Origin of the sequence: Stenotrophomonas sp. SORGH_AS_0321 (assembly GCF_031453215.1) — a bacterium.
Lineage (GTDB): Bacteria > Pseudomonadota > Gammaproteobacteria > Xanthomonadales > Xanthomonadaceae > Stenotrophomonas > Stenotrophomonas chelatiphaga.
In genome coordinates this window covers 508,871-523,348 of record NZ_JAVIZG010000001.1, presented here as the reverse complement: position 1 = coordinate 523,348, position 14,478 = coordinate 508,871, and the positions used below count along the sequence as shown (strand labels likewise).

The 14,478-nt window shown below is 68.0% G+C and carries 12 protein-coding genes and 2 riboswitches; of the genes, 5 read left to right on the top strand and 7 right to left on the bottom strand.

The genetic code is table 11. The annotated features are described in order from the left end of the window. Nucleotides 1-40: 40 nt before the first annotated feature. Both QE373_RS02175 and QE373_RS02170 read right to left on the bottom strand, forming a co-directional pair. On the bottom strand, nt 41-661 hold the full coding sequence (locus QE373_RS02175) for a glutathione S-transferase (RefSeq protein ID WP_309683119.1): 621 nt from the start codon (nt 659-661) through the stop codon (nt 41-43). Nucleotides 662-721: 60 nt separating this feature from the next. Next, nucleotides 722-1,540 (bottom strand): NYN domain-containing protein, encoded by an 819-nt coding sequence (locus tag QE373_RS02170; RefSeq protein ID WP_309683116.1) that lies wholly within the window; start codon nt 1,538-1,540, stop codon nt 722-724. Between the two features lie 103 nt (nt 1,541-1,643). On the opposite strand from QE373_RS02170, the gene QE373_RS02165 reads away from it, so the two are divergent. After that, nucleotides 1,644-2,927: an NAD(P)/FAD-dependent oxidoreductase gene (locus QE373_RS02165; protein ID WP_309683114.1), complete on the top strand. Its 1,284-nt coding sequence runs from the start codon at nt 1,644-1,646 to the stop codon at nt 2,925-2,927. 131 nt (nt 2,928-3,058) lie between these two features. Here QE373_RS02165 and QE373_RS02160 read toward each other — a convergent pair whose 3' ends face one another. Continuing rightward, entirely contained in the window at nt 3,059-3,322 is a 264-nt protein-coding gene (locus QE373_RS02160; RefSeq protein ID WP_309683112.1) for a GIY-YIG nuclease family protein, read from the bottom strand. Between the two features lie 40 nt (nt 3,323-3,362). Beyond that, nucleotides 3,363-3,453, top strand: a riboswitch (glycine riboswitch). A 12-nt stretch (nt 3,454-3,465) separates the two neighbouring features. Next, a riboswitch (glycine riboswitch) is annotated at nt 3,466-3,559 on the top strand. A gap of 81 nt (nt 3,560-3,640) precedes the next feature. On the opposite strand from QE373_RS02160, the gene QE373_RS02155 reads away from it, so the two are divergent. The 4 genes from QE373_RS02155 (at nt 3,641) to QE373_RS02140 (ending at nt 11,867) form a co-directional block, all read left to right on the top strand. After that, on the top strand, nt 3,641-4,258 hold the full coding sequence (locus QE373_RS02155; protein WP_309683110.1) for a trimeric intracellular cation channel family protein: 618 nt from the start codon (nt 3,641-3,643) through the stop codon (nt 4,256-4,258). 270 nt (nt 4,259-4,528) lie between these two features. Next, nucleotides 4,529-5,695 carry an MdtA/MuxA family multidrug efflux RND transporter periplasmic adaptor subunit gene (locus tag QE373_RS02150; RefSeq protein WP_309683108.1) on the top strand — a complete coding sequence of 389 codons (1,167 nt, stop codon included), beginning with the start codon at nt 4,529-4,531 and terminating at the stop codon, nt 5,693-5,695. Next, a complete protein-coding gene (locus tag QE373_RS02145; RefSeq protein WP_309683105.1) occupies nt 5,692-8,808 on the top strand; it encodes a multidrug efflux RND transporter permease subunit in 3,117 nt (1,038 codons plus the stop codon). Before QE373_RS02150 ends, QE373_RS02145 begins: the two co-directional genes overlap by 4 nt. Further along, the gene (locus tag QE373_RS02140) at nt 8,805-11,867 is read left to right on the top strand and encodes an efflux RND transporter permease subunit (RefSeq protein WP_309683102.1); all 3,063 of its coding nucleotides are present in this window, start codon (nt 8,805-8,807) and stop codon (nt 11,865-11,867) included. Before QE373_RS02145 ends, QE373_RS02140 begins: the two co-directional genes overlap by 4 nt. Here QE373_RS02140 and QE373_RS02135 read toward each other — a convergent pair. From QE373_RS02135 to QE373_RS02120, 4 genes are all read right to left on the bottom strand, one after another. Further along, nucleotides 11,791-12,321, bottom strand: coding sequence for a hypothetical protein (locus QE373_RS02135; RefSeq protein ID WP_309683100.1), 531 nt, complete (start codon nt 12,319-12,321; stop codon nt 11,791-11,793). The two genes, QE373_RS02140 and QE373_RS02135, sit on opposite strands and share 77 nt — an antisense overlap. Then, nucleotides 12,318-12,833 carry a type II toxin-antitoxin system YhaV family toxin gene (locus QE373_RS02130; protein WP_309683098.1) on the bottom strand — a complete coding sequence of 172 codons (516 nt, stop codon included), beginning with the start codon at nt 12,831-12,833 and terminating at the stop codon, nt 12,318-12,320. Before QE373_RS02130 ends, QE373_RS02135 begins: the two co-directional genes overlap by 4 nt. After that, nucleotides 12,830-13,159: a type II toxin-antitoxin system PrlF family antitoxin gene (locus QE373_RS02125; protein WP_309683096.1), complete on the bottom strand. Its 330-nt coding sequence runs from the start codon at nt 13,157-13,159 to the stop codon at nt 12,830-12,832. Before QE373_RS02125 ends, QE373_RS02130 begins: the two co-directional genes overlap by 4 nt. A gap of 215 nt (nt 13,160-13,374) precedes the next feature. Beyond that, nucleotides 13,375-14,469 carry a 3-deoxy-7-phosphoheptulonate synthase gene (locus tag QE373_RS02120; protein ID WP_309683094.1) on the bottom strand — a complete coding sequence of 365 codons (1,095 nt, stop codon included), beginning with the start codon at nt 14,467-14,469 and terminating at the stop codon, nt 13,375-13,377. Nucleotides 14,470-14,478: the final 9 nt, after the last annotated feature.

Below are 14,478 nucleotides of genomic sequence, written 5' to 3'. Positions count from 1 at the left end.
CCGCTGCGCTCGCCGCGCATGGCTTGGCGCTACCGCGCCGTCAGCTCATCCCGGTCATCACGCCGCGCTGGTAGGCCGGACGTTCGCGCAGGCGTGCATACCAGTCTGCCAGGTGCGGAAGGTCAGGACGCTGGATAGGCATCTCGAACCACGCATACACCAGCGCGCCCAACGGAATATCCCCCATCGCGAAGCGGTCGCCGGACAGCCACGGCTGCCTGGACAACGCGGTATCGGCCATCGCCAACAGGTCGCCGGCCTTGACCAGCGCCGCGTTGATGCGGACCTCATCGCGATCCGCCGGTGCGGTCCGCATCACGCCCCAGATCAGCTCGCTGTACAGCGGTGCCATGCGCGAAGTCGTCCAGTCCATCCACTTCTCGCCGTGCGCGCGCTCGGCCGCGTCTTCCAGATACAGCGTGCCCAACGCATAACGCGCCGACAGATAGCGCACGATCGCATTGGATTCCCACAACGGCAGGCCGTTGTCTTTGATCGCCGGCACCAGCCCGTTGGGATTCATGGCCTGGTACTCGGCGGCCTGTGTGCCGCCGAAACTGCCGCCGACTTCGATCGACTCATACGCCAGCCCGATTTCCTCGGCACACCACAGCACCTTGCGCACGTTGCTGGAATTGCGGCGGCCCCAGATCTTCAGCATGTGGTTTTCCTTGCAGGCAAACGTGCGCCGGCGTGGCGCGGGACCGCTACGATACGCCGGTCAGGCTGACGTGGTGTTGCCGGTCTTGGCGGCCCTTTTGGTTGCCTGCTTGGCCACCGGCTTCTTCGCCAGTGCCCGTACGTACGACGATTTGCCGTCCTTCTTCATTTCGAACAGGCCGATCGCCGCCAGCAGGTCGCTGAGCTTGCCGTAGCCATAGTTGCGCGGATCGAACGAGGCCTGGTTGCCGATCTGGCTGCCCACCGGCCCCAGGTGCGACCAGCCGTCCTCGCCTTCGGCCGAGGCCACCGCACGGCGCAGCAGGTTGACCAGCTTGGTATCGCTGCGCATTTCCGCACCGGTCTTGCGCGGCCGTGCCTCGCTGCCCGCCTCGCCGGTGGTCGCGCCTTCCGGATGGGCATCCGGGGGACTGGCGTGGGCCTGCCCCAGGGCTTCCAGGTAGGTGAACTTCGAACACGCGTTGACGAACGGATCCGGGGTCTTCTTCTCGCCGAAGCCGTACACCTTGACCCCGTCGGTGAGTAGTCGCATCACCAGCGGCGTGAAGTCGGCATCGCTGGAGACGATCGCGAACCCATCCAGGTTGCGTGCGTACAGCAGGTCCATCGCATCGATCACCATCGCCATGTCCGACGCGTTCTTGCCGCGGCTGTAGGCGAACTGCTGGATCGGACGGATCGCGTACTCGTGCAGCACCGCTTCCCAGCCCTTCAGGCTCGGGCTCTTCCAGTTGCCGTAGGCGCGACGGACGTTGGCCACGCCGTGCCGGGCCACTTCGGCCAGCACCTCCTCGATCTTCGATGCGGGCGCGTTGTCGGCGTCGATCAACAGGGCAATGCGCTTTTCCGGCTCGGACATACCTGCTCCAGGCTGACGATGGTGTTCGGACAGTATGTTCCACACCGGCAGCGCGCCGTGTGACATGCGATCATCCCAACGCCCCCCTACTGGAGCCACGCGAATGACGCGCGAGCGCACCCCCCACCTGGTCATCGTCGGCGGTGGTTTCGCCGGCCTCTGGGCGACCCGCGCCCTGGCCAGCGAGCGCATCCGTATCACCCTGGTCGATCGCCGCAACCACCATCTGTTCCAGCCGCTGCTTTACCAGGTGGCCACCGCCGGGCTGTCCGCCCCGGACATCGCCGCCCCGCTGCGGCATATCCTCGGCCACCAGCGCAACGTGGAAGTGCGCCTGGGCGAAGTCACCCGCATCGACAAGCAGGCGCGCAGCGTGCAGTTGGTCGATGGCACATCGCTGGAGTACGACAGCCTGCTGCTGGCCAGCGGTGCCACCCACGCCTACTTCGGTCACGACGAATGGGCCAAGGATGCGCCGGGCCTGAAAACACTGGACGACGCCATTGCCCTGCGCCGCAAGCTGCTGCTCGCCTTCGAGCGTGCAGAGGCCGAGCCCGACCCGGAAAAGAAAGCCGCCTGGCTCAGTTTCGCGGTGGTCGGCGGCGGCCCCACCGGTGTCGAACTGGCCGGCACCCTGGCCGAGATCGCCCGCCACACCCTGCGCAACGAGTTCCGCCACATCGACCCGGCCTCGGCCCGGGTGCGGCTGGTGGAAGCCGGGCCGCGGGTGCTGTCCACCTTCCCGGACGTGCTTTCGCTGAAGGCGCGTCGCCAACTGGAAAAGCTCGGCGTGGAGGTACTGACCGGTACGCCGGTGACGGCCATCGACAGCCTGGGCTTCCAGCTGGGCGAGCAGTTCGTCCCCGCGCGTACCGTGGTCTGGGCCGCCGGCGTGGCGGCATCGCCGCTCGGCGCCACGCTGGAAACGCCGCTGGACCGCGCCGGACGCGTACTGGTGCAGCCCGACCTGACCCTGCCCGGCCACCCGGAACTGTTCGTGGCCGGCGACCTGGCCGCCCTGACCCAGGCCGATGGCCGGCCGGTGCCCGGCGTGGCGCCCGCCGCCAAGCAGATGGGCAAGCACGTGGCCGACACCATTCGTGCGCGCCTGCACGGCAAGCCGGCGCCGGGTCCGTTCAAGTACGCCGACTACGGCAACCTGGCCACCATCGGGCGCATGGCCGCGATCGTGCACCTGGGAAAACTGCAGTTGTCCGGGCTGCTCGCGTGGTGGTTCTGGCTGGCCGCCCACGTGTTCTTCCTGATCGGCTTCCGCAACCGCATGGTGGTGCTGTTGAACTGGGCCGTGGCGTACTGGAGCTACCAGCGCAGCGCGCGGATCATCTTCGGCGACGTGAAACCGCCCAAGGACCCGCCACGCGGGTGAGCGGCGCCCGCCGACCATGGGTCGGCGCTACCAGAGCGATCCGTCGTGCCCCCTGCGCCCGCCGACCATGGGTCGGCGCTACAGCGCGATGCCGGTAGCGCCGAGCCACGCTCGGCGGACGGACGCTGGCGTTACAACCCCTCGCTCAGCCACGCCAGCTTGCGCGCGCGGGGCTGCTGCTTCAGCTGCCACTCCGCGCGCGAGGCTTCGGCGCGGTCCGGGTACTGGCGCACCGCGAGGATCTGCAGCGGCGGGCGCGCCCGGGTGTAGCGCGCGCCCTTGCCGGCCAGGTGGGCGGCGAACCGTGCCTGCACATCCGTGCTGATGCCCGCGTAGTAGCTGCCGTCCCGGCATTCGAGCAGGTACAGGAACCAGGGCGTGTCGGGGCGGGCCATGCTGCGATTATCGCCCAACCGCCGCCAGCGGCTACACTACGCGCCGGATGCAGGAGAGTGGTGCCACGCTGGCACCCGCCGAAGGCGCAGGCTCCCATGATCGCTCAGGCCGGTGGAATGGCATTCCACCAACCATGTATCCGAATCGCCGAGCTGGAGAGAGATCCGCAGGGATCCGCCGAAGGGGCACGCGGACTCGTCCGCTGAACTCTCAGGCAAAAGGACAGCGGGAGCGGCACCGGTCACCTTCGTACGTCGCTGCCCCGGCATCGGCGCTGCGTGCTGCGTGGCCGGCCCCACCGCGTCCGGAGCCTGCCCATGTTGCTGTCCATCATCTACCTGATCGCCATTTCCGCCGAAGCCATGACCGGTGCGCTGTCCGCCGGCCGCCGCCGCATGGACCTGTTCGGCGTGGTCATGATCGCCTGCGTCACCGCCCTCGGCGGTGGATCGCTGCGCGACATCATCCTCGGCCACTATCCACTGGCCTGGGTGAAGCATCCCGAATACCTCGGATTCACCGTGTGCGCCGCGCTGATCGCCACGTGGGTCGCGCGCTGGATGCACCATTTCCGCCGCACCTTCCTGGTGCTGGACGGGCTGGGCCTGATTGCCTTCACCCTGATCGGCTGTGCGATCGCCCGCGATGGTGGCCACGCCACGCCGATCGTGCTGATCGCCGGCATGCTGACAGGCGCCTTCGGTGGGGTGCTGCGCGACATCCTGTGCAACGAAGTGCCGCTGATCTTCCAGAAGGAGCTGTACGCGATCATTTCGCTGCTGACCGGTGCGGCCTACCTGCTGCTGCTGCGCTGGAACGTGGCCGACAACGCCGCCATCCTGTGCTGCCTGGCCGGGGGCTTCGCGCTGCGCCTGCTGGCGATCCACTACCGCTGGGAAATGCCGAAGTTCGTGTACCACGACGAAGTGCATTGACGGATCTACGTTGACGGCCAGCGGCGGTCACTACCGGATTGTGGTTGACGGCCAGCGGCCGTCACTACCTGGATGCGTGCGCCCATGACCAAGGTCATGCGGAAACCTGTCGCGCAATTGGCTACCATGGCGGCCCCGTCGCGCAAGCGGCGGCATCCAGCCACGCTGCTTCGGCGGCCCCGCCAGACAACCCTCCCCACGTTGCCAGGCCTGCAGTGACGGATCCTGGCGCAGCACTTCCCTGCGCCATCGCAGGGTGCAGGATGCCCCATGCCGCTTGACCCACCGTCGCGCCCCCGCCGTAACCGCACGCTGCTGCTGGCAGCTTCCCTCGTGATGCTTGCCGCGCTGCTGGCATGGTGGGCATGGCCGCGCGCCGACGTCGCGGCAGACGATGCAGGCGGGCGCAAGCCGACCCCGGTCCGCATCGCCCGTGCCAGCGCCGAACCGCTGCAGCTGCGGCTGAAGGCGATCGGCACGGTGACCCCGCTGCACAGCGTGGTGGTGCGCAGCCGCGTGGATGGCGAACTGCTGAAACTGCATTTCAACGAAGGCCAGCACGTGAAGGCCGGCGACCTGCTGGCGCAGATCGATCCGCGTCCCTACGAGGTCCGCCTGGCACAGGCGCAGGGCACCCAGCAGCAGAACCTGGCCGAACTGGAAAACGCCGAACGCCAGCTGCGGCGCTTCGGCGAACTGCAGGCGCAGAACTACGTCTCCGGGCAGGAACTGAGCGACCAGCAGAGCAAGGTGCGCCAGTTGCAGGGCCGCCGCATGAGCGACCAGGCGACGGTGGATGAAGCGAAGCTGCAGCTGCAGTACACCCGCATCACCGCACCGGTCAGTGGCCGCGTCGGCCTGCGCCGCGTGGACGTCGGCAACCTGATCCGCAGCAGCGATGCCGACGGCCTGGTGACGCTGGCGCAGACCGCGCCGATCAGTGTGCTGTTCACCGTGCCCGAACCGGAACTGCCGGCCCTGCTGGACGCCGTGCGCAGCCAGCCCGCCCTGGCGGTGCAGGCCTGGGACCGCGAAGAACGCGCTGCGCTGGGCAGCGGCGAACTGTCCAGCGTGGACAACGTGATCGACACCGCCACCGGCACGCTGAAGCTGCGTGCACAGTTCGCCAATGCCGACGACGCGCTGTTCCCCAACCAGTTCGTCAACATCCGCCTGCAGCTGGGTGCGCAGGACGCGGTGGTGATCCCCGATGCCGCGGTGCAGTTCGGCAGCAAGGGCAACTACGTGCACGTCATCGACAAGGACGACAAGGCCCAGCGCCGCGACGTGGTGCTGGGCCCGGCCGACGGCACGCGCGTCTCCGTGCGCAGCGGCCTGAAGGCTGGCGAGAAAGTGGTGGTGGAAGGCATCGACGGACTGGAAGACGGCAATGCCGTGCGCATCATCAGCGAGGACGCTGCGCAGGCCGGCGCATGAACCTGTCGCGCGCCTTCATCCTGCGTCCGGTGGCGACCACGCTGCTGATGGTGGCGCTGCTGCTGGCCGGCGTGCTGGCCTACCGGCTCTTGCCGGTGGCTGCCCTGCCGCAGGTCGACTACCCGATCATCCAGGTCACCACGCTGTATCCCGGGGCCAGCCCGGAACTGACCACGCGGATGGTCACCGCGCCGCTGGAAAAACAGCTGGGGCAGATTCCCGGGCTGAAGCAGATGTCCTCCACCAGCTCCGGCGGTGCGTCGGTGGTGACCCTGCAGTTCGACCTGGCGGTATCGCTGGGCGTCGCCGAACAGGACGTGCAGGCAGCGATCAACGCGGCCGGCGGATTCCTGCCCGATGACCTGCCGGTGCCGCCGGTGTACCGCAAGGTCAATCCGGCCGACACCCCGATCCTGACCCTGGCGGTGACCTCTAAGGGCATGGCCCTGCCGCAGGTGCATGACCTGGTGGACACCCGCGTGGCGCAGCGGTTGGCGCAGCTGCCCGGCGTCGGCCTGGTCAGCCTGGCCGGTGGCCAGCGCCCTGCCGTGCGCATCCAGGTCAACCCGTCGGCGCTGGCCGCCAACGGGCTGGGCATGGACCACATCCGCACCGCCATCGCCGCGGCCAACGTCAACCTGCCCAAGGGCAGCTTCGACGGCCCGATCCGCGCGGTGATGCTCGATGCCAACGACCAGATGCGCAGCGTGGACGAATACCGCGCGCTGGTACTGAGCTGGCGCGACGGCGCGCCGCTGCGGCTGGGCGACGTGGCCAACATCACCGACGGAGCCGAAAACCGGCAGCTGGCGGCCTGGTCGGGCACCACCCCGGCGGTGCTGGTGAACATCCAGCGCCAGCCCGGCGCCAATGTCATCGCGGTGGTGGAACAGGTCCGCCTGCTGCTGCCGCAGCTGCAGGCGTCGATGCCGGCCGGGGTGAAGCTGGAGGTGCTGAGCGACCGCACCGAATCGATCCGTGCCTCGGTGCGTGGCGTGCAGAAGGAACTGGTGCTGGCGATCGGGCTGGTGGTGCTGGTGACCTTCGTGTTCCTGCGCAGCCTGTCGGCCACGCTGATCCCCAGCATCGCCGTGCCGCTGTCGCTGGTGGGCACCTTCGCGGTGATGCTGCTGGCCGGCTTCTCGCTCAACAACCTCACCCTGATGGCCCTGACCATCGCCACCGGCTTCGTGGTGGACGATGCCATCGTGATGCTGGAAAACATCGCCCGGCACCTGGAGGAAGGCCAGACACCGATGAGCGCCGCGCTGAAGGGCGCGCAGGAAATCGGATTCACGCTGATCTCGCTGACCGTTTCGCTGATCGCGGTATTGATCCCGCTGTTGTTCATGGCCGACCTGGTCGGTGCGCTGTTCCATGAGTTCGCGATCACCCTGGCGGTCGCCATCGGGATCTCGTTGCTGGTGTCGCTGACACTGACCCCGATGCTGTGCGCACGCTTCCTGCGGCCGGGCGCGCACCGGCACGAAGGCGCCGGTGGGCAGAAGGGCGACATCTTCGACCGCATCATCGCCCTCTACGACCGCCAGCTGCACTGGGTGCTGCAGCGCCAACCGTTGATGCTGGTCGCCACCGTGCCGACGCTGCTGCTCACCGTGGCGCTGTACCTGGCGGTGCCGAAGGGCTTCTTCCCGGTGCAGGATGCCGGCCTGGTGCAGGGCATCAGCGAAGCGCCGCAGGCCATTTCCTTCCAGGCCATGCGCCAGCGCCAGCTTGCCCTGGCCGCGGCGATCGAACAGGACCCGGCGGTGGCCAGCCTGTCCTCGTACATCGGCGTGGACGGCAACAACGCTGCGCTCAACACCGGCCGGCTGCTGATCGAACTCAAGCCACATGGCGAGCGGGGCGGCGACGCCGGTGACATCGCCAGCGTCATGGCGCGCCTGCAACAGCGCGTGGCCGGCATCCCCGGCATCACCCTGTACCTGCAACCGGTGCAGGAGCTGGGCATCGAGGACCGCATCAGCCGCAGCCAGTACCAGTTCACCCTGACCAGCCCCGACGTGGACACCCTGCAGCAATGGACGCCGATCCTGCTGGAGGAGCTGCGTCGTTCGCCGGCCCTGCGTGAGGTGGCCAGTGACCTGCAGATGCAGGGACGGCAGGCGCGCGTGGTGATCGACCGCGATGCCGCTGCGCGCCTGGGCGTGTCCGTGGAGGCGGTGGCCGATGCGTTGTACGACGCCTACGGCCAGCGCCAGATCTCCACCATCTTCACCCAGGCCAGCCAGTACCGCGTCGTGCTGGAGGCCGACCCGGCCCGGCAACCCGGACCGGAAGCGATCGCCGGGCTGCGCGTGCGCAATGCGCAGGAACAGGCGGTGCCGCTGGGCGCGGTAGCGCGCATCGAACAGGGCCCGGCGCCGCTGCTGCGCAACCATGTCGGGCAGTTCCCGGCGGCCACGCTGTCGTTCAACCTGGCCCCCGGTGCATCGCTGGGCGAAGCGGTGGCCGCGGTGGAAGCGGCGCGCACCACGATCAAGCTGCCCGCCAGCATCGACCTGCGCCTGCAGGGCGCGGCGGCCGCGTTCAACGGCTCGCTGTCGAGCACGCTGTGGCTGATCCTGGCCGCGGTGGTGGTGATGTACATCGTGCTGGGCGTGCTCTATGAGAGCTTCATCCACCCGATCACCATCCTGTCCACCCTGCCCTCTGCGACGGTGGGCGCCCTGGCCGCGTTGTGGCTCAGTGGGCGCAGCCTGGACCTGATCGCGGTGATCGGCATCATCCTGCTGATCGGGCTGGTCAAGAAGAACGCGATCATGATGATCGACTTCGCGCTGGACGCGCAGCGGACGCGCGGCATGGCCCCGCGCGAGGCCATCCACCAAGCCGCGCTGCTGCGCTTCCGGCCGATCCTGATGACCACCCTGGCCGCCCTGTTCGGTGCGGTGCCGCTGATGCTGGCCACCGGTTCGGGTGCCGAACTGCGCCAGCCGCTGGGCTGGGTGATGGTCGGCGGGTTGCTGGTCAGCCAGGTGCTGACCCTGTTCACCACGCCGGTGATCTACCTGGCGTTCGACCGCCTGCAGCGGCGCCGCCCGGCTGCCCGCGTGGACACCCGCAGCGCAGGCGACGGGGCTGGCGCATGAACCTGGCCGCGCGCATCGCCCAGGCCTGCGTGCAGCGGCCGGTGGCGACCCTGCTGCTGGCCGTGGCACTGGTGCTGGCCGGCCTGATGGCGCTGCGCCTGCTGCCGGTGGCACCGCTGCCGCAGGTGGATTATCCGGCTATTGAAATCAGTGCCAGCCTGCCCGGTGCATCGCCGGAATCGATGGCCTCCACGGTGGCCACGCCGCTGGAACGCGCCCTCGGCAGCATCCCCGGCATCACCAACCTGGAGTCGTCCAGCTCGCAGGGACAGACCGAGATCGAACTGGAGTTCGTGCTCGACCGCAACATCGACGAAGCCGCGCGCGAAGTGCAGGCCGCCATCAACGCCGCGCGCGGACAGCTGCCCAGCGGCATGCCGGGCATGCCCGAGTACCGCAAGGTCAATCCCTCGCAGGCGCCGATCCTGGCACTGGCACTGACCTCGGACGTGCTGTCGCCCGGCCAGCTGTATGACATTGGTTCCACCGTACTGGCGCAGAAGCTGTCGCAGGTCCCGGGCGTGGGCGAAGTGCAGGTCGGTGGCAGCGCATTGCCCGCCGTGCGCGTGTCGCTGGACCCCAATGCACTGAACCATGCCGGGCTGGCGCTGGATGACGTGGCCCAGGCGATCGCGCGTGCCAATGCGCTGCGCCCGCTGGGCGCTGTTGGCAGCGATGCGCGGCAGTGGCAGCTGGAAGCGCCCCTGCAACTGCGCGAGGCCGCGCAGTACCGCGACCTGGCGCTGGCCATCAAGGAGGGCCGCCCGCTGCGGCTGGGCGATGTCGCACAGGTCGCCGACGGCGTGGAAGACCGCTATTCCAGCGGCTTCCACAACGAACGCCCGGCGGTGCTGCTGATCGTCAGCCGGCAACCCGGCGCCAACATCATCGCCACCGTGGATGCCATCCAGCAGCAGCTGCCGCAACTGCATGCGCTGCTGCCGGCCAACGTGGACATGCAGCTGGTGATGGACCGTTCGCCGGTGATCCGCGCCACCCTGCACGAAGCCGAACTGACCCTGCTGCTGGCGATCGTGCTGGTGGTGCTGGTGGTGCTCGGCTTCCTCGGCCACTGGCGCGCAGCGCTGGTGCCCAGCGTGGCGATCCCGGTGGTGCTGTTCGGCACGCTGGCGTTGATCGCGTTGCTCGATTTTTCGCTCAATACGCTTTCGCTGATGGCGTTGATCGTGGCCGCCGTACTGGTGGTGGACGATGCGATCGTGGTGCTGGAAAACATCGCCCGCCATCGCGAGCTGGGCGCGGACCGCTGGCAGGCGGCGATCCGCGGCGCCGGCGAAGTCGGCGCGACACTGATCTCGATGAATCTTGCGTTGGCGGTGGTGTTCGTCTCGATCCTGTTCATGGATGACTTCGTCGAACGCCTGTTCCGCGAATTCTCGCTGACCCTGGTGGCGGCGATGGCGGTATCGGTGGTGGTGGCGCTGAGCCTGGTGCCGATGCTGTGCGCGCGTCTGTTCACCGATGCAGACCACGCACCGTCGCGGTGGCAGCGTGCCAGCAATGCGCTGTTCGAACGTGTGCGCGAGGCTTACCTGCGCACCCTGGACAAGGGCCTGCTGCGCCTGCGCTGGCCGCTGCTGGCCTTCGTCGCGGTGATCGCGCTGAATGCCTGGCTGTTCCAGAAAGTGCCCAAGGGCATGGTGCCGCAGCAGGACACCGCGCAGCTGCGCGGCTTTGCCCGCGGCGATGATGGTCTTTCGTTCCAGGCCATGCAGCCCAAGATCAGCGCCTACCGCCAGCTGCTGCTGGACGATCCGGCGATCGAGGACATCATCGGGTACATCGGGGGTGGCATGGGGGTCAACAACGCCTTCATCATGATCAAGATGAAGCCGCTGGCCGAACGCAAGGTCTCCAGCCAACAGGTCATCGACCGGCTGCGTGCGAACCTGCCGCCGCTGCCGGGCGGCAACCTGTACCTGTGGGTGGACCAGGACATCCGCTTGGAAGGCGCCGGTGACAGCGGCAACCAGGAACTGCAGCTGATGGCTGCCGACCTGGCGCCGCTGCGCGAGTGGGCGCCGAAGGTCAGTGCTGCCCTGAAGGCGCTGCCGGAGCTGGTCGACGTGGAAGCGCAGGGCGAAGCCGGCATGCGCCAGGTGGTGCTGGACATCGACCGCGAAGCCGCCGCGCGGCATGGCGTGGACCTGCGCACGATCGCCACCGTGCTCAACAATTCCTTCAGCCAGCGCCAGGTCGCCACGCTGTACGACAACCTCAACCAGTACCGGGTGGTGATGGAACTGGATCCGCGGCATACCCAGGACCCGACCACCCTGCAGCAACTGCAGGTGCTGGATGGCGAAGGCCGGCGCATTCCGTTGTCCAGCATCGCCAGCTGGCGTTACGGCATGGCCTCGGACCGTGTCTCGCACAGCCAGCAGTTCGCTTCGATCTGGATCGAGTTCGCGCTGGCACCGGGGGTCGGGCTGGAGCAGGCCGTGACCGCCATCAACGGCGCGATGGCGGCCTTGATGCTGCCGCGCACGGTGCAAGCCAAGCTGTCCGGCGAAGCAGCCGGGCTGGAACAGATGCGCGCACGCCAGCTGTGGCTGCTGCTCGGCGCCACGCTGGCGGTGTACCTGGTGCTGGGCGGGCTGTACGAAAGCTTCCTGCAGCCGCTGGTGATCCTGTCCACGCTGCCGTCGGCCGGCGTGGGGGCGCTGCTGGCGCTGCTGCTGTTCAACAACGAACTGAACCTGATCTCGCTGCTCGGCCTGTTCCTGCTGGTGGGCGTGGTGATGAAGAACACCATCCTGCTGGTCGACTTCGCACTGGCCGGCGAGCGGCGTGGATTGAGCGCCCACGAGGCGGTGCTGGAGGCTGCGCGGCTGCGCCTGCGGCCGATCCTGATGACCTCCGTCGCCGCGCTGCTGGGCACGCTGCCCTTGATGCTGGGTGGCGGCGAAGGCTGGGAACTGCGGCGCCCGCTCGGCATCGCCATCGTCGGCGGGCTGCTGGTCAGCCAGCTGCTGACCCTGTACACCACGCCGGCGATGTACCTGGCGCTGGCCAGGCTGCGCCGGAATCCGCGCTGACCCGGGGTCGCTGATCCGGGGTCAGAGTCCTTTTGCATCGCTGATCCGGCGTCAGAGTCCTTTTGCATCGCAAAAGGGTCTGACCCCACCCGCAGACCCCATCCGTACAGGCCCATGTCGCGAACGTGGCCTCATCCCACTTCGGCGCCGTCACCGCTTCGTCGTCCCAGCGGATGATCTCCAGCTGCAGCAGCCGGCCATCTTCGTCGGCGAACAGGATGATGCTCAGCGCCTCGCCATCGGCGTCGGGCACCTCGATTTCCACCGGATAGGGATGATCGCCGTGCGGTGTTGGACGCGCATGGTCGGCCAGCACGAAGCCCACCAGCAAGGTGCTTTCATCCACCGCCATCGCAACGCCCACATCCGCGCGCAGCCGCGCTGCAGGTTCGGCAGGCAACACGGCGGCGACCGCCTCGATCAACCGGCGTTCGTGCGCATGCAGCGGCCTCATCGCGGGGCCTCATGCAGCGTAAGCGGACGCGTCACCTGCCCAAGCCGCTCCGCTTCCGCACACGCCTCTGCCAGCAGGGCAGCCCATCCGTCTGGGGGATGGCCGCTGTCCAGCATGCGGCGGAATACCCGGTAAGCGTCGTCATGGCGGTCATAGGCGCGTTTGCTGTGTTCATCGTTGACCCACACCAGCACGATGATCCTGCTGGCTGCGTGGTAGCGGAAGAACAACCGGTACTGCTGGAAGAACTTCGCCCTGAACCAGTGCTTGTGCTCATCGCCCAGCGTGGTGCCCTGTCGATACTCCGCGCGCGTCGGGTCCTGCGGAATGATGTCGAAGGCCAACCGCACGATCGCCGCCAGCCGCTTGCTCGCGTTCCTCTTCAGGTAGCCGGCCGGATCCCTGGCCCTCAGGGCTTCCACCTGCGCGGTCAGTGATTCCAGCTGCGCCAGGAACAAGGGATGGGCGAAGATCGTCCAGCCGTGCAAGGTCAACGGCGGTGTGGTCGTCATTCATCATCCGCGGCAAGCGCGGCATCCAGGTCGATCTCGGCCTCACCCACCAGCTGCTGCAGCCGCTGCGCAAGCCCGGCATCAAGCGCCTGCAGGTGCTCCGGATGCTGGGCGATGTCCTGTGCCAACAAGGCCAGGAACGGCAGCAGCGAGGGATCATCGGTCACCTGATCGGCCGCCCGGGTGAGCACCACTTGGCCATCCGCGCGGATCGAGTAATGAATGCGGTCGCGCTTGCCGAGGCGAAGCGCGCGCCGCACCGTTTCCGGCACGGTGGTCTGGTAGCGGTCGGTCAGGGTGGATTCGACATCCAGGGGAGCGATCATGGCGGGTCACCATACGGGATACCAGCATGGTAATGCGATTGCATTACCCGGGCAACACGGACCGGCCCCACCCCGGCGATGGACCTGGCGCCGGGTCATTGCCCAGCGCCAGGCGCATCGCCGGTGCGGCTGCGGTGGCTGCCAACTCCGCCAGCCACCGCTGATGACGGCGCGCCCCCGCAGGCAGCAGCCGTCACCCACACCCGTTGCACCGCTCAGGCGGCTTCGGTTTCCACTTGTTCGGCGATCACTGCGATCGCTTCGCGGCGTGCGCGCACGGCAGCCGCCAGGCGTTCCAGCACGACTTCGGTGGTCGCCCAGTCGATGCAGCCATCGGTGATGCTCTGGCCATGCACCAGCGGCTGGCCTTCCACCAGTTCCTGGCGTCCGCCGACCAGGTTGCTTTCGATCATCACCCCGACGATGCGCTGCTCGCCGCCTTCCATCTGCACGGCGATGTCCTGGACCACCTTCGGCTGGTTGTCCGGATTCTTCAGGCTGTTGGCATGGCTGGCATCAACCATCAGGCGCGTCGGCAGCCTGGCCTTGGCCAGCACCTGGCAGGCATCGGCAATGCTGGCCGCATCGTAGTTCGGCTGTTTGCCGCCGCGCAGGATCACATGGCAATCCGGATTGCCGGCGGTGGCGACGATGGCCGTGTCGCCCTGCTTGGTCACCGACAGGAAATGATGCGGATTGGTCGCCGCGCCCACCGCGTCGGCGGCGATCTTGATGTTGCCGTCGGTACCGTTCTTGAAGCCTACCGGGCACGACAGGCCCGAGGCCAGTTCGCGATGCACCTGGCTTTCGGTGGTCCGCGCACCGATCGCGCCCCAGGCCACCAGATCGGCGATGTACTGCGGCGAGATCACATCCAGGAACTCGACGCCGGCCGGCAGGCCCAGCTTGTTGATGTCGCGCAGCAGGCCACGCGCGATGCGCAGGCCCTTGTTGATGTTGAAGCTGCCATCCAGGTCCGGATCGTTGATCAGGCCCTTCCAGCCCACCGTGGTGCGCGGCTTTTCGAAGTACACGCGCATGACGATCTCCAGTTCGCCAGCCAGCGCATCGCGCAGGGGCTTCAGCTTCTGGGCGTACTCGATGGCCGCGGCGGGGTCGTGGATCGAACACGGCCCGACCACCACGGCCAGGCGGTCGTCGGCCCCGTGCAGGATGGCGTGCAGCGCCGCGCGCGAGGCGGACACCGTAGCGGACGCTTCATCGTCGCAGGGCAGCATCGCCAGCAGCTGCGCCGGCGGGGTCAGGGGTTCGATCTTGCGGATGCGGAGGTCGTCGGTATGGGGGGGCATGGCGGGGGT